Here is an 18,715-nt window from a genome sequence, read left to right as displayed (position 1 = left end):
GGGAACGGGCGCGGGTGTCAGGGGGCCGGGGCCTCGGCGGGCCGTGTCCCGGCGGAGCGGGTCCCGCCCGCGGTGAGGGTTCCGGCGGTCCGCCGCGAGGAGGTCGCGATCACCGCGAGGCTGGTCAGGGCGAGGAGGGTCAGGACGGCGAGCATCACCGTGTAGGACGCCAGCGCGGACAGCGCCGCCAGGATCGCGGGCAGCAGGAATCCCGAATAGCACAGGGCGTAGTAGACGCCGGTGATGCCGGCCATGTCGTCGGGGGTGACGATCCGCTGGATCTCCAGCAGTCCGGAGACGACCCCGATGCCGTAGGCGGCCCCCAGCAGGACGGCTCCGCCGAGGCCGAGCCACGGTGAGCGAACGGCCGCGTCGCCCGCGCAGACGGCCATGCCGCAGGCCATGAGGATCATCGCGACGATGATCCCCCGCGCCGAGTCGAGCGAGTCCAGGCGCTTGGCGAAGGGCTGGACCAGCGCCCCGGTGCCGAGGGTGCAGACGGTCAGCAGGGTGGCGTAGGCCAGGGCCCAGTTCCCGATCCGGTCGCCGACGAGCTGGGGGGTGACCGCGTAGGCGACGCCGGCCGAGCCGAACACCCAGGGGGCCATCGGAAGCACCACGCGCAGGAAGCGGCGGTGCCCGGCGGCGGGGACCTTGAGGTCGGCCCACAGACCGCGGACGGCGGTGGTCCGCGCCCGGGTCTCCACGGCGCGCGCCAGCATGAACAGGGCGGGCAGGGTGACCAGGACGTGCACCAGGTACGGGGTGATCATCGGCCAGGGGCCCCACTGGGCCAGCGCGCCGGCCACCCCGGCGCCGAGTCCGAAGCCGAGCGTCAGCGAGAGGGAGGCGCGCCGCGCCCCCGCGCCGGCGTCGGCCGCCGGGTCGTGCGGTGCCTGGGAGAGCTCCTTGACCCAGCTGGTGCCGACCGCCATCGCGATGCCGACGGCCAGGCCGCTGAGGAAGCGGCCCACGTAGACGGGGATCTGCCCGGCCACTCCCCCGCACAGGACGGCGCTGGCCGCGAGCGACGCCGCGGTCGCGACGGTCATCAGCGGACGGCGGCCACAGCGGTCCGAGGCGGCCCCGCCCACCAGCAGCCCTGGTACGAGTCCGAGGACGTAGGCGGCCAGGAAGGCGTCGACCGTGACCGCGGAGTAGCCGCCCAGGCGGCGGTACATCAGCAGCAGCGGGGTGAACTGGTTGCCGCCCCACCCGGAGCAGAACATGGCAGCCGCCGCCGGCAGCCACGGCCTGCCCCTGCCGGACGGTGCGGCGGGACGGCCGGTCGGCCACCGGGTGGTGCTCATGACGGTGCTGCTCCTTGCTCGTTCACGTGCTGATCCCGCCGGGGATTCCGGTGAGGGTGCCGCCGGGTGTCCGTGACGGGGTCAGCGGCCCGTCGCGCCGCGGTGGGCGTCCAGGTGGGCCCGCAGGGCGCCGGCGAACCCCTCGTCGTCGCGGTCGGCGATCCGCTCCACGAGCAGGCTGTGCTCGTCGATCAGCGGGGCCAGGCGCTCCGGCCGCGGCTGGAGGAGCTGCACGGCCATGCGCCGCTGGCGGTCGCGCAACGTCTCGTAGAAGCGCTCGGCGAGGCCGTTGCCGGAGGCCGCCACGATGCCGTGGTGGAACGCCTCGTCCGCCTCCGCGAAGGCCGCCACGTCGGCCTGGCGGGCATGTTCCCGCTGGACGTCGATCAGGTCGGACAGCCGGCGCACCAGGCCGTCGAGCGGCTCGGCGCGACGGGCGATGCGGCGCACCGCGCTGCTTTCCAGTGCCTCGCGCAGCTCCAGGACGTCCTCGGCCTCGCCCGGCCCCACCGGTACCACCACGGCTCCGCGCTTGGGGAAGAGCTGCAGCAGCCCCTCGGCCTGGAGACGGAGGAAGGCCTCGCGGACCGGGGTGCGGCTGAGTGAGGTGCGCTCGGCGATCTCGCCCTCGCTGATGAGACTCCCGCCGGGGAGCCGCCCATCGAGGATGAGCTCCTTGGTCAGGTCGTACGCACGCTCGGCGGCCGGCACGCGGGCGGTGGAGGGGGTGGTGTTGGCGGCCATGCCTCCACCCTAGCACTCATAGATACAACCTTAGATACATCACAGCCCTCGTTCGCCACGACACGAAGGCCGGCGACGGCGGAGCGCCATGCCCGCGCCGATCGAACCAACATCAAACCGACGACGAACCGACGAGAACCGACGAGAACCGGCGAGCACCGGCGAGAGTCGACGAGAACCGGCGATGATCAGACCGCCGGCGAAGAGGGCTCCGTGTGATCCCTTCCGGCTGCTCCTGACGTGGGCGGCAGGGCGATTCGCCGCCGACCGATGCCTCCGCGCGCCCACGGGGCGCCGAACCGGTCGGGGTCACATCGGTAACACGCATGACACGCAGCCCCGTTGACTCGTTTCAATGATGATCATAGGCTCCGTCGCCGACGGCTCCGGTCCACGCCCGCGATCCGGCTTTCGGCATGCGTGCGACCGCCCACACAGCTCTGACGGTGGGTCAAGGGCCGTGCTCGACCGCACCACCTGCACCGCCCCGTACCTGACACTCCGGGAGGAGCAAGTGAACAGACGTCGCACGGCCGTCGCGGCCGCCTCGGCACTCGTCACCACCTTCGCGCTGACCGCCGCGCTCGCCGGCCCCGCCACCGCGGTGCCCGGCGCCGCGGCCCAGCCCGCCGCGGAGCAGACCCGGACGGGGGCGGTCGCCACCGCGACCGACCCCGTCACCCATGAGGAGAACGACCGCGTCCCGAAGGGCTCGCTCTGGACGCAGCACTACTTCCCGTCCTCGGACGGCTCCGACGCCGAGCTGCACGCCGACGTCCTGCTGCCCGAGGGACTGACCCCGGGCAAGAAGGTGCCCGTCATCCTGTCGGTCGGCCCCTACTTCGGGCACTCCGGGCAGACCGATCCCGAGGGCTGGAAGCACACCGGCCCCTCGTCCCGCTTCCAGGACTTCATCGAGGGCACCGACCTGTTCGCCCAGGGGTACGCCTTCGTCATGGTGGACCTGCGCGGCTTCGGCGGCTCCACCGGCTGCCTCGACTGGGCGGGTCCCGGCGAGCAGGCCGACGTCAAGGCGGCGATCGACTGGGCGGCGAAGCAGCCGTGGAGCACGGGCGCGGTCGGCATGTACGGCAAGTCGTACGACGCCGTCACGGGCCTGATCGGCAACAACCTGAGCCAGAAGGCCCTCAAGGCCGTCGTCGCCCAGGAGCCCGTATGGGACATGTACCAGTACATCTACTCCAACGGGGTGCCCCGCCCGAACGTCACCGGCACCGCCAACGCCTACAACTCCATTGCCACGATTCCCCAGATGGCGGACGACGACCCGCGCTACCTGGCCAACGCCCAGTGGGAGAAGACCCACCCGGAGTGCCTCACCCAGAACTCGGCCGGGTACAAGATCGCGGACCAGTGGGACAAGCACTGGACCGACCGTGACCTGGCGAAGATGGCCAAGGGCACCAAGACCCCGCTGTTCGTCACCCAGGGCTTCATCGAGAACAACACCAAGCCCGAGGAGATGCAGGAGTACCTCGACAACCACGTGGGCCCGGAGCGCGGCTGGGTCGGCCAGTGGGAGCACGTGCGCGGCGGCGACCGCACCAGCGACGGGCGCCTGTCCATGGGCCGCGAGGGCTGGTACGACGAGACCCTCGCCTACTACGACGAGTACCTCAAGGGCATCAAGCCGAAGGTCAAGTACCCGGCCTACGTCGTCGAGGACTCCACGGGTGCCTGGCGCGCCCAGAGCACGTGGCCGGTCGTGAAGCGGTCCGTCACGCTCCCGCTCGGCAACGGCTCGTACCTGGACGACGGTGGTGCCTCGGGCCGCGCGGCCCTGGCCGCGGCCGGCGAGCCGACGTCGCAGACGCTCGGGAAGCCGTCCGGCCAGTGGGACATGGAGAACGCGCCCGCGACCGACCAGGCCGCCCCGAAGGGCCTGGCCAGGGGACTGGCGAAGCTCCAGAAGGACGGCAAGGTCACATCGAGCTTCTTCGTGTGGTCGAAGCCGGTCGGACAGGCCGTGCGCCTCACCGGCACCCCGCAGGTCTCCCTGACCGCCAAGGGTGAGGGCAACGTCATGCTCAAGCTGTACGACGTCGCCCCGAACGGCAAAGCCGTCATGTTCGACGAGCAGGTCTCCCTGCTGCGTTCGGGCCGGATGACCGTCGATCTGAAGGCGACCGACTGGACCCTGGCCGCGGGTCACGTCCTGGCCGTGGAGATCGGCTCCATCCAGACCGGCTCGTGGCGTGCCACGCCGTCCGGCCAGACGGTCGCGGTCAAGGGCGCTCAGCTCAGGCTGGCCCTGGACGACCCGGCCCGCGACACGGCCACCGCCGGCGCCCGTTCCCCGTTCCTGGACACCTACCTGCGCCAGTACACGGTGAACCTGTCCGCCGGTCCCGCCTCGTTCACGGTGACCCCTGGCGGCCACCTCTGAGCCGAGCGGCAACACACGACGAGGGTCCCAACCGTCAAAGTTGGGGCCCTCGTTGGCGTATCGACAGCCCGGTCCGCGAGTCGCGCGACCCAGACAAGGGTGCAAGAGGCTCGGCAACACACCGCCACCGCACACCGGCCACAGGCTCTTGCCGGGCGAGCCATACCCGGCTCATCCGCCGTTCACGGAGCCCCATGAGGCTCCAGGGGCTTTCCGCGCATCCATCACCGAGCTTGCCGAGGACGGAACATGTGCCTTGACGGACACTGCGAGCACAACGTGGAGCCCATGAAACCCGACACCGCGGACGTCGGCGACGCCGGTGCCGGACTCGGCCGCCGGCGACTGCTGCTGGCGGGAGGTGCCGGCGCGGCCGCCCTCACCCTCACCCCGGTCTCCTTCGCGCGTGCGGCGGACGGTCCGGCCGCCGCCGCGCCGGCGAACGGCGGCGCGGCGACCCGCACCATCACCGGCTTCCTGGAGACCGGCGTCGCGGACTTCGTCCACCTGCCGGTGGAAGTCCCCGGAGGAGTACGGAAGATCGCCGTCTCCTACTCCTACGACAGGCCGTCCGTACCGTCGGGTGTCCCGGGCAACTCGTGCGACATCGGTGTCTTCGACGAGCGCGGGACGGCGCTCGGCGGCCGTGGCTTCCGCGGCTGGTCCGGCGGTTTCCGCACCTCGTTCGAGATCGGCGCCGGCGAGGCCACGCCGGGCTATCTGCCCGGTCCGGTCAACCCGGGCACCTGGAACATCGTCCTCGGCCCCTACCAGGTGGCGCCCCAGGGAATGAACTACCGGGTGGAGGTGACGCTCACCTACGGCGAGCGCGGCCCGGCCTTCGTGCCGCACCACCCCCCGCAGCGGGCGAAGGGCCGCGGCCGCGACTGGTACCGCGGCGACTGCCACCTGCACACGGTCCACTCCGACGGAAAGCGCCTGCCGGCGGAGGTCGCGGCCGGCGCGCGCGCCGCGGGGCTGGACTTCATGGTCTCCACCGACCACAACACGTCCTCCTCGCACGCGGTCTGGGGCGAGCACGCCGGTCCGGACCTGCTCATCATCCCGGGCGAGGAGGTCACCACGCGCAACGGGCACTGGCTCGCCCTGGGCCTTCCGGCCGGTGAGTGGGTCGACTGGCGCTACCGCTCGCGCGACGACGTGTTCGACCGGTTCGCGCGGCAGGTCCACCGCAACGACGGCCTCGTGGTGCCCGCGCACATGTACTGCGCATACGTGGCCTGCCAGTGGAAATTCGGTTTCGAGAACGCGGACGCCACGGAGGTGTGGACCGGTCCGTGGACCTACGACGACGAGCACGCGGTCAGCACCTGGGACCAGAAGCTGGGCGAAGCGGTCCGCACCGGAAAGCGCTGGCTCCCGGCCATGGGCAACAGCGACGCGCACAGCGAGCCGCAGGTCATCGGTCTGCCGCACAACGTCGTCCACGCGGACGACCTCGCCACCGACTCGCTCATGAAGGGCATCCGCGAGGGCCGCAGCTGGATCGCCGAGTCCTCCTCGGTCGAGCTGGCCTTCACCGCCACCGGCGGCGGCAGGCAGGCCGGGATCGGCGAGAAGCTCACCGTGCCCGCCGAAGCCCCGGTGGACATCCGTCTCGACGTCCGGGGCGTACCCCACGGCACTGTCCGGTTCCTCACCGACGAGGGCCAGATGCACCAGGAGTCCGTCGGCGCCTCCGGCACCGGCACGGTGGTCTGGCGGACCACCGCATCGCTCGCCGCCTATGTGCGGGCCGAGGTCCGCCACCCGATGGCCGACGGCTCCCCCGGCCAGGGCAACACCATGGGCGACGCGCTGCTGTTCGGGCCCATGGCCGCCATGACCAACCCGGTCTTCCTGGAGCGGAAGGGACGGTGACGTACGTGGCCGGGGGCTGTCGCCGCGAGACCGCCCCCGGCCGGCTGTGTCAGGTGGCCCGGGTTCCCGGTGAGCCGGGCGGGGACACCTCAGCCCAGGCCGTGCGCCCGCTTGTACTCCAGCGTGTAGGCGAGCTTCCCGGGCTTGGCGTCGGAGTACGGCTTGCTCAGCTTGTTGAACTCGCCCTTGCTGACCGCGCTGCCGTCGTTCCACCGGTCCAGCGCGCCGAGTTCGGCGGCGGTGAAGCCGCTGTCGATGACGGCGCCCTTGGGCAGCGCCGTCATCGTCTCGGTCAGGGACCTGACGGTGGCCAGGTAGTTGTCGAGGTCGTTCGGGTTCCAGTCGGCGAGGTCGATCGGCTTGGCGTCGCGGACCCAACTGCCCCAGTAGAACTCCTGGAACGGCAGCCCGTTCTGCGCGTAGCCGATGTCACGGCCGAAGTAGAGCAGGCTGCGGTACTTGTCGTCGGTGAAGTTGGCCAGACCCACACTGGTCGGCAGCTTGTTCACCGTAACCTGCTTGCCCTCGGGGTCGCGCAGGTACACCCACTTGTGCGCCTTCATCTCGTCCCAGAAGGCCTGGCGGGGCAGGTTGCTCAAGTTGGCCTGCACCCGCAGCCGGACGTGCAGGTCGGCCCCGCCGTCGGGGGTCTCGTAGAAGGAAGTGAGCGTGTGGTGCCCGTCGGTGAGGAACGGTTCGCCGCCGGGGCCGATGACGACGGTCTTCATGGGAGCGATGCTGTCCGCCGTCTCCGCCCCGACCGGGAGTTCGCACGTGAACGAGGACGGGTCGTCAAGTCGCGCTCCCGGAGACACGGTTGCCGCCGCGGTACGGCCGTCGGCCTCGCACCAGTCGTCGAACTTCTTGTTGATCGCGTCCTTGCCGAGGGTGTAGCGGCCGAGCTTGTAGTACACCTCGTCGTAACCGAGCGACGGCTGGGTCGGGTGCACGTCGCCGATGCGGACGTCGAGCAGGTCGCCGGGCTGGGCGCAGAGGTACCGCGAGAACGGCGTGCTGCGGTTGTCGTGGCCGCAGAACGACGGCCGGGTGCCCGGAGCACCGGGTGCGGCGGCGGCGACGGGCGCCAGTGCGGCGACGCCGGCCCCGATGACGGCGAGGGCCACTCCGAGGGCCGAGGCCCGGTGGGACGGAGATCCGAAGCGCATCACACCTGCTCCTTGCGATATGGGGAATGTCGACGGTCAGCGTGTGGCCGATCGCCCAATGCACCGGATCGTCCCGGTGACGTCCGGCGGAGCCGCAGGTGAACAATTCACCGCCAACCGGCTTCCGCACGGCGCTTCCTGCCGGATCTCCGCACGCGCCGCCCAAGAACCGCCGCCCCTCATTCAACTTTTCACACTCCGAAGCTGTTGCGAGCATGTCAACACATCCCTTACGTTTACGCGCGTCAACCCAACCTGTACGCCGTGGAGTTGACGGCGTGCCCGGCACCTGCTGACCCCCCACCGCGACCGGCGCCGCCCACCGCCGCTCACCGCTCCGACGCTCCACTCCCGACCGTCGATGGCCGTCACCACGGCCACCCCGGCCCAAGCGCATCGCAGTGTCCCTCCACACCTCCGGGAGCACCATGCCTTCAGCCACCCCCTCGCGGTTCAGACCCGGCAACACCGGTACCGGCCCCCGCCGTACGTTCGTCCGTGCGGCCGGGCTGCTGACCGCCGCCCTGACCCTGCTGATCCTGCCCGGTACCGCCCCGGCGACGGCCGCCGGCGACCCCGGGACCGCCACCGGGACCCCGGTGCGCATGACGCACCCGGACCAGGACCACGCCGGATCCGGACTCCAGCGCCTGGGCGCGGGATCTGTGTCGGCCGCCGCCCCGCTCGCCGTCAGCACGGGTCCGGCGGGACTCGACGTCAGCGGCTACCAGGGCAACGTCGACTGGACGTCCGTCAAGAACAAGGGCGCCGCCTTCGCCTACGTCAAGGCCACCGAAGGCACCACCTACACCAGCCCGTACTTCTCCCAGCAGTACAACGGCGCGTTCAACGCCGGACTGATCCGCGGTGCCTACCACTTCGCGCTGCCCGGCAATTCGAGCGGTGCCGCGCAGGCGGACTGGTTCGTCGGTCACGGCGGCGGCTGGACCGCCGACGGCAGGACGCTGCCGCCCGCCCTGGACATCGAGTACAACCCCTACGGGGCCACCTGCTACGGGCTGAGCCAGAGCGCGATGGTCTCCTGGATCCGGGACTTCAGCAATCAGGTGCGCGCCAAGGTCGGGCGCTACCCGACGATCTACACCACCACCGACTGGTGGACCACCTGCACCGGCAACAACAGCAGTTTCGGGGCCACCAACCCGCTGTGGATCGCCCGTTACGCCGGCAGCCCCGGCACGCTGCCCGCCGGCTGGTCGGCCCAGACGATCTGGCAGTACGCCGACTCCGGAACCTTCCCCGGCGACCAGGACACCTTCAACGGCACCCTCACCGACCTCCAGGCCTTCGCCAAGGGAGGCGGCTACAACCCTCCGCCGACGGCCAGTTGGCCCACGGTGAAGCAGGGGGCCTCCGGTGAGCGGGTCAAGACCGTCCAGTACCTGCTCAACGCGCACGGTTCCGCGTTGCCGGTGGACGGGGCGTTCGGGCCGGGGACCGACTCCGCGGTGCGTTCCTTCCAGTCCGCGCACGGCCTCGGCGTGGACGGCGTCGTCGGACCCGCCACCTGGCAGGCCCTCATCGTCACCGTACGGCAGGGTTCGTCGGGAGCCGCGGTCCAGGCGGTGCAGAGCCAACTCAAGTCTCACGGCGCTTCGTTGACGGTCGACGGCGCGTTCGGGCCGGGGACCGACACCGCGGTGCGTTCCTTCCAGTCCGCGCACGGCCTCGCCGTGGACGGCATCGTCGGTGCCAACACCTGGCAGGCCCTGGTCGCTTGACCTTCGGGGCGTCGTCACCAGTAGCCACCCGTAGTCACCAAAGGAGGAGACTTCCATGAACCCGGCACGACACCCCCACCGAAGCATCGACCGCCGCGCCCTGTTCCGGAGCGCCGCAGGCGTGACGGCCGCGCTCGGCGTGGCGGCGGTCACCGGCGTCGCCACGGCCGGCACGGCCTCGGCCTACGGCTGGAGCCGTACCCTCCAGCAGGGCGCCTCCGGCTCCGACGTGGTGGAGCTCCAGATCCGCGTCGGCGGCTGGGCCGCCAGCAGTGCCTCCCAGACCTACGTCGCCTGGGACGGCTCCTTCGGCCCGGCCACGGCCGCCGCCGTCCAGCGCTTCCAGTCCGCCTACGGCCTGGGCGCGGACGGCATCGCCGGCCCGCAGACCCAGAGCGTGCTCAACAGCCTGGAGGCCGGCGACGGATCGACCGCCCACTTCGACTTCATCGAGTTCTACTCCAAGGACGGCTCCGGCTTCAACAACGGCAAGGTCGGCTCCGCGACGGTCAAGGAGAACGTCCGCCGGCTGATGTACAAGCTGGAGGCGGTCCGCAAGAAGGCCGGCAACAGCGCGATCACGATCAACTCCGGCTTCCGGAGCATCGCGCACAACGCCGCCTCGGGCGGCGCGTCCAACAGCATGCACCTCTACGGCGTCGCCGCCGACATCGTCGTCTCCGGCCACAGCACCCTGCAGACCTACCGGATCGCCGAGACCTGCGGCTTCTCGGGCCTCGAGGCGTACACGAACTCGTGGCAGCACTGCGACAGCCGCGTCCAGTACCCCTCGTACGGCTCCGGCTCCTGGTGGTGGGAGAGCGGCGTGGCGTGACCCGCCCGCTCCGGCACACCGGGCCCGTCCGCGCCGTCACGGCACGGACGGGCCCGTCCAGGTCCCCCCGGCTTGCCCTGCGTGGCGTGATCGTCGCCGAGGCCACCGAGGCCGGTCAGTGGACTGTCCGGCCGCAAGGCTCCCCGGCCAGCCACGGTGGCAGCCGGAACACCGCCTCCGCGTACGGCGCCGGATGGACCGCTCGGCTGATACCGTCCTGCACCTGGTAGACCAGCGGCGCCTGGGCAAGCGACGGATCCGGGTTCTCGTCGGGGTAGGCCGCGTTCGTCTGACCCGGCGCCCCGAGGAAATAGGCGCCGTTGACTCCGCGGTGCACGACGCTGCGCAGTGCGGCGACCGTCTCGGCCGAACTGCCCGGACGAGTCACCGTGCTCCAGGCCCGGGCCAGGACCTGCACCTGGTCGTAGCCCGCGCCTGCCAGGCCGTGACCCGGCACGCCCCCGTGCAGCCGCGCGTAGTTCCGGGCGAAGGCGGCCCCCCGGGCGTCGCCGTATCGTCCGGTGACGCTGGCCCAGACCACGCCCTCGGCGGCCTCGCCCGCCGCGCTGACGTACGCGGGAACGGACGGCGTGTACACGTTGTAGATGAGGGTGGGTGACGGGTCCCGGACGAAGGCGCGTTGGAACGCGGCCGTCGCCGTCGGCGGATGGTTGCCCAGCAGCAGTGCCGCCGGGGAGACGCGACGCAGCTGACGCAGGACCTCGGACCAGTCGTCGTACGGTGGCCTGGTCCTGATGCGGAACTCCACTCGCCAGCCCGCCGCCTCCACCAGATCGGCGCCCCCGGCCGGCAGGATCTCGCTGTCCGCATCCTCCGGTTCGACCACTCCCATGGTGCGGTGCGGCGGCCGCCACAACCCGGCCGCGCGCGCGTGCGAGGCGAACCGCAGGAAGCCGCGCACGTAGTTGCTGCGCCGAGGGCCGGCCTGGAAGACGTTGCCGAAGACGGACGGCTCGGCGTGCACCCAGGAGGCCTGGAGATCGCTGCTGCCGACGTTGAGGTAGGGGATGCCGTACTCGGCGGCGCGCTCGTAGCTGTTGCGCTCGTCGACCAGGAGGTACGAGCCGACCAGCGCGACCGGTTCAGCGGCGCCCGCCGCCCGGAACGCCGCATCGACCGAGGTGGCGTCCTGGTTGTCCAAGGGGAAGGTCACCAGTTCCAGGGGTCGTCCCGCCACCCCACCGCGCGCGTTCAGTTCGGTGACGGCGAGTTCGGCGCCCCTGCGTAGTTCCTCCCCGTCGGCGCCGTAGGCGCCGAGCAGCGGGGCCATGAGGCCCACGGTCAGGGGACGGGGGGCGAAGATCCGGGAACCGCGGCGCGGAGCGCCCGCGAACCGGGGCGGCCTGGTACCGCCGCGCGCGAGCGCGTCGAGCATGCCCGCGCCCAACGCGGACAGCTCCGAGCAGCCGCCGGGCACCGGAAGCCGGATGAGCCCGCTGTCCACGGCGAACGCGGCTGCCGCGCTGCGGCTCGGCTGGCCCAGTTTGTCCAGAAGCGCCTCCACCTGCTTGCCGACCGTGCGCGGGCTGGTGCCCAGGTAGTGCCCGACGGACGTGTTCGTGAGTCCGCCCGCGAGCAGCGTGAGGACGTCGAGTTCACGCGCGGTCAGGCCGTACGGCGGCTCGCCGGTCCGTACCGCCGCCGTCACGGTGACCTGCTGCCCTTCGGCGGTCGGCGGCACCGCCAGATCGACATGGGCCCACACGCCGTCCTCGGTGATCCACACGAAGGAGACGGCCGGCCTGCGGAGGGCGGGCATCAGCTCCACCCAGCGCCTCACCCGTGGATGCATCACGAGGTCGCATCCGTGCACATCAAGGCGTTCATAGCCGCCGGACGCGTCGAACCGGGCCACACCGGGACCCGCACATCGCCCGCTTTCGGCCACTCCACCGGGCTGCCCCGCCCGGTCAAGCACCATGCCTGCACCTCCCTCGTCCCGACGGCTCCACCCCTTCCCCACCGGGGCTGACCAGCACCGACTTGCCACCACGTCCATGGGGAGAACGACGTATTACGGCGCATCGTCGGCCATGGCAACGTCACATTTCAAGGCCGGAATCGATATCGGGCCGTCACAGGGAGTCAGCGAAAGGGGTCTCATGCGTATCGGTGTCGAATGTGGTGGCACCTTCACCGACCTGGTCGTCCTCGATGACGACGGTACGCTGCGGGCGACCTCGAAGGTCTTCTCCACACCGCAGGACCCGTCGCGCGCGGTGATCGAGGCGATCGACGGGCTGCCGGCCGGGCTGCGCGAGGGCTCGACACTGCTGCACGGCAGCACGGTGGCGACCAACGCCCTCCTCGAACGCCGCGGCCCGCGCCTGGGGCTCCTTGTCACGCGGGGCTTCCGGGACCTGCTCACGCTCCAGCGCCAGGACCGCGACCGGATGTACGACCTGCGCTACGTCAAGCCCGCGCCGCTGGTGCCGCGCGAGCTGGTCCAGGAGGTCGACGAGCGGGTCACGGCGTCGGGAGCGATCTCTCACGCGCTGGACGAGGAGAGCGTGCTGCGCTCGGTGAAGGAACTGCTCGCCCAGGACGTCACCGCGGTCGCGGTGTGCCTGCTGCACTCGTACGGCAATCCCGTGCACGAGCGACGGGTGGCCGAGCTGATCGCCTCGCTCGCGCCCGGGCTCCCGGTGTCCCTGTCCTGCGAAGTCGCCCGCGAGTTCCGCGAGTACGAGCGCACCAGCACCACCGTGATCGACGCCTTCGTCCGGCCCGCGGTCGCCGGGTACCTGTCCCGGCTCGCCGACGAGGCCGCCCGACGCGGTATCGCGGGGCTTCAGGTGATGCAGTCCAACGGCGGCGCCGTGCCGGTACCCGTGGTCACCGCCCGGCCCGTGACCATGCTCCTGTCCGGGCCCGCCGCCGGGGTCAGCGCTGCTGTGGCCGTCGCCGAATCCGCCGGACTCGGCGACGTCGTCACCATGGACATGGGCGGCACCAGCACGGACGTCGCCCTCGTCGTGGGCGGAAGCCCGCAGCTCACGCCGGAAGTCTCCGTAGACGGGCTGCCGGTGCGGGTGCCCATGGTCGACATCACCACCGTCGGCGCGGGCGGCGGCAGCATCGTCGGGGTCGACAGCGGTGGCCTGCTCACCGTCGGCCCGCGCAGCGCGGGAGCCAGCCCGGGACCCGCCTGCTACGGACGCGGCGGGCAGGCGCCCACTGTCACCGACGCCAACGCCGTCCTCGGGCTGCTCGGGCCGCACCCGCGGCTGGCCGGCCGCTTCCCGCTCGACCTGGCCGCCGCCGAATCCGTGTTCGGGCCGCTCGCCGCCCGGCTCGGCGGCACGGTCGGCGAGGCCGCCTGGTCGGCTCACCAACTGGCCAACGTCGCCATGGCCGGAGCCATCCGGGTCGCCTCCGTGGAACGCGGTCAGGATCCGCGCGGGCTGACGCTGCTCGCCTACGGCGGCGCCGGCCCGGTGCACGCGGCGGGCGTCGCCGACGAACTGGGCATGCGGCGCGTGGTGATCGCCCCCCACTCGGGGCTCGCCTCCGCCTACGGGCTGCTGGCGTCCGGTTTCCGCCGCGAGTTCGCCCGCACCGTCCTCGTCGCCGCGGACACCCTGGACGACACAGGCCTGCGGGAGGTCATGTCCTCCGTCACCGGCGAGGCACACCGTGAACTGGCCGGTCAGGGCGTCGACGCCGGCACCGCGCTCGACACCTGGACCGTCGACATGCGCTACGCGGGACAGGGCTTCGAGCTGTCGGTACCGTTGCCCGCCCCGGCGGAAGCGGACCTCGTCGAGCGGCTCGTCGCGGCCTTCCACGCGCTGCACGCCCAGCGCTTCGGACACGCGGACCCCACCGCCCCCGTCCAGGTCGTGACCCTCCGGCTGAGCATCAGCCGGCCGCGCCCCACGATGGCACTCCCCACCGTCGAACACCGCCCCGGCGACCCGCACCAGGAGGGCATCGTCCTGGAGAACGGCAGGCCCCGCCCCGCCGTGACCATGCCGCGGACCGCACTGCCCGTCGGCACCGAACTGGCCGGACCCGCCGTGATCACCGACGAGTCCTCCACGACGTACGTGCCCAGCGGCTGGAGCGCCACCGTCGACGCGGCCACCAACCTCGTCCTCACCAGGAGCTGACCCATGCCCCTTGACGCGTCCCGTCTCGGCCTGATCCAGGCCGCGTTCTCCTCCATCACCCGTGAGATGGCCACCGACCTGCGCCGGGCGGCGTTCTCGTCGATCGTCCGGGAGGCTCGCGACTACTCGGTGGCGCTCACCGACGCTCGCGGAGAGGTCATCGACCAGGCCGAATGCATCCCGATCATGACCGCGGGCATCTCGTTCGCGATCCGGGGCCTGGCCGACGCCGTCGACCTGGCCACGCTCACCGAGGACGACGCGCTGCTGATGAACGACCCGTTCAACGGCGGCCAGCACCTCCAGGACATCTACCTGTTCACCCCCGTCTTCGCCGACGGGCGGCTGGTGGCGTTCGCCGCGAGCGTCGCCCACCACGTCGACATCGGCGGCGGCAGCCCCGGCCTCAACGCCACCGCGACCGAGGTCTATCAGGAGGGCCTGAGGCTACCCCTCAGCCGCTTCTCCGTCTCACGCGACTGGGGACGCGGTGGCTTCGTCGAGGAGATGGTGCGGGCCAACGTCCGTGTGCCCGACCTCGTCGTCGGCGATCTCAACGCTCAGTTCGCCGCCAACCGCACCGCCGCCAACCGCCTCAAGGAGGCCGCCGCCCGGTTCGGCACCGCCGACTGCCTCGCGGCCATGCACGACCTCAAGGACTACGCGGAGCGGCGCACCCGGGCCGCGCTCGGCCGCATCCCCGACGGCGTCTACGAATCCGTACAGACCCTCGACGCCACACCGTGGGATGCCGGAACGGTGGAGATCCGCGTCCGGATCACCGTGGCCGGCGAGGAACTCCACCTCGATTTCACCGGCACCGGCGATCAGGTCGAGGGCAACGTCAACTGCCCCCTCGCCTCCACCGTCTCCTCGGCCATCAGCGCCGTGCGCTGCCTGCTCGACGAGCCCGACATCCCCTTCAACGAGGGCTGCAACCGGCCCATCACCGTGCACGCGCCGTTCGGCAGCATCCTGAACCCGCGCCCCCCCGCCGCCGTCCGCAGCCGCCTCACCCCCGCCAGCCGCGTCTTCAACGCGGTCGTCCAGGCCCTGGGACGGCAGGTCCCCGAACGGTCCGCCGCGACCGGATTCGACACCACGACGGCCTTCACCGTCAGCCACCTCGACCGCGGCACCGGCACCTACCAGGTCGTCCTGGAGATCCTCGGCGGCGGCTGGGGGGCCTGCGCCGCGCACGACGGCGCCGACGCCCTCGACAACCCGATCTCCAACTGCGCGAACGCGCCCGTGGAAGCCCTGGAGTCCGACTACTCGCACTTCCGGGTCGTCGAGTACGCGCTCCACGACGACTCCGGCGGCACCGGCGCGCAGCGCGGCGGCCTGGGCATCCGGCGCACCTACGAGGCCGTCGCCGACGGCGTCGACATCGCCGGGTACGCCGACCGGCACCGCGCCGGCGCGCCCGGCCTGGACGGCGGGGGCGGAGGTCGGCCGGGCTCCTTCACCGTCACCCGCGCCGACGGCTCCGTCGAACGACTCCCCGTGGTCTTCCACGACATGCTCCGGGCCGGCGACCGCGTCACCGTCGTCACCGGTGGCGGAGGCGGACATGGATCGCCGTCAGACGCGGCCGAGCGTCCCTCCGACTGAAACCGCCGCGGCGACGACCCGGCCGCCGGCCCCGCACCCACGCCTTCACCTCCGCTGCCTGTCCCTCCTCCTCGTCAGGAGCACTCCATGCGTCAAGGCACCACCCCGGTCCCCGCCCCCAGATCCGCGCCTGCCCTCTCCTCGACACGGCTCGCGTCCGCCCAGATCATCGGGACCACGATCGAGTGGTACGACTTCTTCATCTACGGCACCGCGTCCGCGCTCGTCTTCAACCACGTGTTCTTCCCTGAACTCCCGCCGCTGGTCGGGACGTTGCTCTCGCTGGCCACCTTCGGAGCCGGCTTCCTCGCCCGTCCCCTCGGTGCCGTGCTCTTCGGTCATCTCGGCGACCGCGCGGGACGCAAACGCACCCTCGTCCTCACGCTGCTGCTGATGGGCGGCGCGACCGTCGCGGTCGGTCTGCTGCCGTCGTACGAGGCCATCGGTGTCACCGCTCCCCTCCTGCTGCTGCTCCTGCGCATCATGCAGGGCATGGCCGTCGGCGGCGAGTGGGGCGGCGCCGCCCTGATCGGCATAGAGCACGCCGCGCCCCGCCGCAAGACCCTCTTCGGCGCCTTCGCCCAACTCGGCTCTCCGCTCGGCCTGATCCTCGCCACCCTCGTCTTCCTGGCCGTCACCGCGGGCTCCGACGCCTGGCTGCACAGCTGGGGCTGGCGCGTGCCCTTCCTCGCCTCGGTCCTGCTCATCCCCATCGGTCTGGCGATCCGCACGAAGATCCACGAGTCGCCCGACTTCACGGCGGCCCGCAAGTCCCCGGAGCCCGCACGGCGCATCCCCGTGGTCGCGGTGCTGCGCCAGGACTGGAAGCGGGTCCTCGTCGGTGTCGGCGCGTTCGCCGGCGTCTTCGTCACCTACTACCTGCTCACCACGTTCACGCTCGTCTACGCCACCGGGACGCTCGGGATGAGCACCTCCATCACTCTGCCCGCCAACCTGGTGGCAGCGATCAGCGAGGGAGTCTTCGTCCTCGTCGGCGCCTTCCTGGCACCCCGCTTCAGCGCACGGAAGATCGCGGCGACCTCCGCCGTGGGTCTGCTGGTCTGGGCGTGGCCCGCCTTCGCCCTCGTGGGCACCCGGAACGCGACGCTCCTGTACGTCGGTGTCGCAGTCAGCATGGCCTTTGTCGGAGCGGGCTACGGAGTCCTCGCCACCGAGGTCTCCCTGCTGTTCCGCCCCGAGGTCCGGTACACGGGCGCCTCCCTCACCTACGGCATCGCCGGTTCCATCGGCGGCATCGCCCCCAGCGTCTCCACCTACCTGCTCGACCGCAGCGGCTCCACGACACCAGTGGCCGTCCTCACCGCGGTCGTCGCCCTGGGGATGACCGCGGCATGTCTGGCCCTGCCACGCCGCTCCGAGAACGACCCACAGCACGGGGTGCCACGGACCGGGGCGTCCGTCTCCGTCCCCTGAGAACCCCACCCTCCGTCCACCGCTTCCGCGATCGCATCCCCCGGAGCCTCCTCATGCCCACCCCCGCCAACGGCCAGGTGTCGTTCTGGTTCCGCCAGACCGGCTTCCCTGCACGACGCACCCCGCTCTCCGGCCCGGCCGGCGCCGACGTCTGCATCGTCGGCGCCGGTTACACCGGGCTGTGGACCGCCTACCACATCAAGAAGGCCAGGCCCGACTGGGACGTGATCGTCCTGGAGCGGGAGTTCGCGGGCTTCGGGGCCTCCGGACGCAACGGTGGCTGGCTGTCCGGCAAGATCCCCGGCTCGCCCGCCCGGTTCGCCAAGGAGCGTGGCAAGGACGCCGTGCTGCGGTTCCAGGCCCTGATGAACCGGGAGGTCGACGTCGTGCTCGCGACGCTGGAGCGCGAGGGCATCGAGGCGGACGCGGTGAAGAGCGGCTATCTGCGGGTCGCCCACGCACCAGCCCAACTGGACCGGTTGCGTGCCTCCGTCGCGTACGACAGGGAATGGGGAAACACCGACGAAGTGCTGCTGTCGGCCTCGGAGTTGAACAAGCGGGTCGAGGTCGCCGGCGGCCTCGGCGCCGCCTTCAACCCGCACTGCGCCCGCATCCACCCCGCCCGGCTGGTGACGGGCCTCGCCGAAACCGTCGTCCGGCTCGGGGTACGCCTGTACGAGTCGACACCGGTCACGGCGATCGCCCCCGGCGTGGCGACCACCCCGTTCGGCGCGGTGCGCGCCCGGCATGTGCTGCGCTGCACGGAGGGCTTCACCTCCGAACTGCCCGGCGAGAAGCGCACCTGGTTGCCGATGAACTCCTCGATGCTCGTCACCGAGCCGCTGCCGGAGGCCGCCTGGCAGCGGATCGGCTGGGCGGGTCAGGAGCTGTTCAGCGACCAGACCCACGCCTACCTGTACGGACAGCGCACCGCCGACGGCCGTATCGCCTTGGGCGGCCGGGGAGTGCCTTACCGGTTCGGTTCCCGGGTCGACGCGAACGGCGCGACCAGCACCAGGACGATCGACTCGCTGGCGGCGACCCTGATCGCGCTGTTTCCGGCAGCGGCCGACGTCCCCGTCGCGCATGCCTGGTCCGGTGTGCTCGCCGTACCCCGCGACTGGTGTCCCGCGGTCCGGCTCGACCCGTCCACCGGCATCGGCTGCGCGGGCGGGTACGTGGGCCAGGGTGTGACGGCGTCGCACCTCGCGGCCCGTACGCTCACCGACCTGGTTCTCGGTGAGGAGACCGAGCGGACCCGGCTGCCCTGGACCGGCCGCAGTTCACGCCGCTGGGAACCGGAACCCGCCCGCTGGATCGGAGTGCACGGAATGTACGCGGCCTACCGCGCCGCGGACCGCCAGGAAGCGGACAGCCACCGGCGGCGCACCTCTCCTCTGGCCAGGGTCGCCGACGCGATCTCGGGCCGCTGACAGGCCCCGCCCTCCC

12 protein-coding genes are annotated in these 18,715 nt (G+C 71.7%); 8 read left to right on the top strand and 4 right to left on the bottom strand.

Features of this window, described 5'->3' with window-relative positions; genetic code table 11:
* Window positions 1-17: 17 nt before the first annotated feature.
* Both ACFY3J_RS33245 and ACFY3J_RS33240 read right to left on the bottom strand, forming a co-directional pair.
* Window positions 18-1,310, bottom strand: a complete 1,293-nt coding sequence (locus ACFY3J_RS33245; protein ID WP_384185482.1) for an MFS transporter — start codon at window positions 1,308-1,310, stop codon at window positions 18-20.
* 81 nt (window positions 1,311-1,391) lie between these two features.
* Complete coding sequence (locus tag ACFY3J_RS33240; protein WP_390842389.1) at window positions 1,392-2,054, bottom strand: GntR family transcriptional regulator; 663 nt, start codon at window positions 2,052-2,054, stop codon at window positions 1,392-1,394.
* Window positions 2,055-2,568: 514 nt separating this feature from the next.
* On the opposite strand from ACFY3J_RS33240, the gene ACFY3J_RS33235 reads away from it, so the two are divergent.
* Both ACFY3J_RS33235 and ACFY3J_RS33230 read left to right on the top strand, forming a co-directional pair.
* Window positions 2,569-4,461, top strand: a complete 1,893-nt coding sequence (locus ACFY3J_RS33235) for a CocE/NonD family hydrolase (protein ID WP_384185488.1) — start codon at window positions 2,569-2,571, stop codon at window positions 4,459-4,461.
* 288 nt (window positions 4,462-4,749) lie between these two features.
* Complete coding sequence (locus tag ACFY3J_RS33230) at window positions 4,750-6,342, top strand: CehA/McbA family metallohydrolase (RefSeq protein ID WP_390842387.1); 1,593 nt, start codon at window positions 4,750-4,752, stop codon at window positions 6,340-6,342.
* A gap of 89 nt (window positions 6,343-6,431) precedes the next feature.
* On the opposite strand, the gene ACFY3J_RS33225 is transcribed toward ACFY3J_RS33230, so the two are convergent.
* Window positions 6,432-7,508 (bottom strand): ParB-like protein, encoded by a 1,077-nt coding sequence (locus ACFY3J_RS33225; RefSeq protein WP_390842386.1) that lies wholly within the window; start codon window positions 7,506-7,508, stop codon window positions 6,432-6,434.
* A 428-nt stretch (window positions 7,509-7,936) separates the two neighbouring features.
* Here ACFY3J_RS33225 and ACFY3J_RS33220 point away from each other — a divergent pair, with 428 nt between their 5' ends.
* Both ACFY3J_RS33220 and ACFY3J_RS33215 read left to right on the top strand, forming a co-directional pair.
* Window positions 7,937-9,250 (top strand): GH25 family lysozyme, encoded by a 1,314-nt coding sequence (locus ACFY3J_RS33220; protein ID WP_390842385.1) that lies wholly within the window; start codon window positions 7,937-7,939, stop codon window positions 9,248-9,250.
* 55 nt (window positions 9,251-9,305) lie between these two features.
* Window positions 9,306-10,085 (top strand): D-Ala-D-Ala carboxypeptidase family metallohydrolase, encoded by a 780-nt coding sequence (locus ACFY3J_RS33215; protein WP_390842384.1) that lies wholly within the window; start codon window positions 9,306-9,308, stop codon window positions 10,083-10,085.
* Window positions 10,086-10,200: 115 nt separating this feature from the next.
* On the opposite strand, the gene ACFY3J_RS33210 is transcribed toward ACFY3J_RS33215, so the two are convergent.
* Window positions 10,201-11,898, bottom strand: coding sequence for an ABC transporter substrate-binding protein (locus ACFY3J_RS33210; RefSeq protein WP_384185598.1), 1,698 nt, complete (start codon window positions 11,896-11,898; stop codon window positions 10,201-10,203).
* A 310-nt stretch (window positions 11,899-12,208) separates the two neighbouring features.
* On the opposite strand from ACFY3J_RS33210, the gene ACFY3J_RS33205 reads away from it, so the two are divergent.
* From ACFY3J_RS33205 to ACFY3J_RS33190, 4 genes are all read left to right on the top strand, one after another.
* Complete coding sequence (locus tag ACFY3J_RS33205) at window positions 12,209-14,218, top strand: hydantoinase/oxoprolinase family protein (protein WP_384185499.1); 2,010 nt, start codon at window positions 12,209-12,211, stop codon at window positions 14,216-14,218.
* Window positions 14,219-14,221: 3 nt separating this feature from the next.
* Window positions 14,222-15,832 carry a hydantoinase B/oxoprolinase family protein gene (locus ACFY3J_RS33200; protein WP_384185501.1) on the top strand — a complete coding sequence of 537 codons (1,611 nt, stop codon included), beginning with the start codon at window positions 14,222-14,224 and terminating at the stop codon, window positions 15,830-15,832.
* An 87-nt stretch (window positions 15,833-15,919) separates the two neighbouring features.
* The gene (locus ACFY3J_RS33195; protein WP_390842383.1) at window positions 15,920-17,266 is read left to right on the top strand and encodes an MFS transporter; all 1,347 of its coding nucleotides are present in this window, start codon (window positions 15,920-15,922) and stop codon (window positions 17,264-17,266) included.
* Window positions 17,267-17,319: 53 nt separating this feature from the next.
* Entirely contained in the window at window positions 17,320-18,699 is a 1,380-nt protein-coding gene (locus tag ACFY3J_RS33190) for an NAD(P)/FAD-dependent oxidoreductase (protein ID WP_390842382.1), read from the top strand.
* The last annotated feature ends 16 nt before the right edge of the window (window positions 18,700-18,715 follow it).

It is taken from the genome of Streptomyces sp. NPDC001231 (assembly GCF_042896885.1).
Taxonomy (GTDB): domain Bacteria; phylum Actinomycetota; class Actinomycetes; order Streptomycetales; family Streptomycetaceae; genus Streptomyces.
This window is presented reverse-complemented; position numbering and strand designations above follow the sequence as displayed.

Bases quoted from the DNA above. Each gene is read 5' to 3' on its own strand.
- ACFY3J_RS33245 (WP_384185482.1), bottom strand. From the start codon at position 1,310: ATGAGCACCACCCGGTGGCCGACCGGCCGTCCCGCCGCACCGTCCGGC.
- ACFY3J_RS33240 (WP_390842389.1), bottom strand. From the start codon at position 2,054: ATGGCCGCCAACACCACCCCCTCCACCGCCCGCGTGCCGGCCGCCGAG.
- ACFY3J_RS33230 (WP_390842387.1), top strand. From the start codon at position 4,750: ATGAAACCCGACACCGCGGACGTCGGCGACGCCGGTGCCGGACTCGGC.
- ACFY3J_RS33225 (WP_390842386.1), bottom strand. From the start codon at position 7,508: ATGCGCTTCGGATCTCCGTCCCACCGGGCCTCGGCCCTCGGAGTGGCC.
- ACFY3J_RS33220 (WP_390842385.1), top strand. From the start codon at position 7,937: ATGCCTTCAGCCACCCCCTCGCGGTTCAGACCCGGCAACACCGGTACC.
- ACFY3J_RS33215 (WP_390842384.1), top strand. From the start codon at position 9,306: ATGAACCCGGCACGACACCCCCACCGAAGCATCGACCGCCGCGCCCTG.
- ACFY3J_RS33210 (WP_384185598.1), bottom strand. From the start codon at position 11,898: ATGCATCCACGGGTGAGGCGCTGGGTGGAGCTGATGCCCGCCCTCCGC.
- ACFY3J_RS33205 (WP_384185499.1), top strand. From the start codon at position 12,209: ATGCGTATCGGTGTCGAATGTGGTGGCACCTTCACCGACCTGGTCGTC.
- ACFY3J_RS33200 (WP_384185501.1), top strand. From the start codon at position 14,222: ATGCCCCTTGACGCGTCCCGTCTCGGCCTGATCCAGGCCGCGTTCTCC.
- ACFY3J_RS33195 (WP_390842383.1), top strand. From the start codon at position 15,920: ATGCGTCAAGGCACCACCCCGGTCCCCGCCCCCAGATCCGCGCCTGCC.
- ACFY3J_RS33190 (WP_390842382.1), top strand. From the start codon at position 17,320: ATGCCCACCCCCGCCAACGGCCAGGTGTCGTTCTGGTTCCGCCAGACC.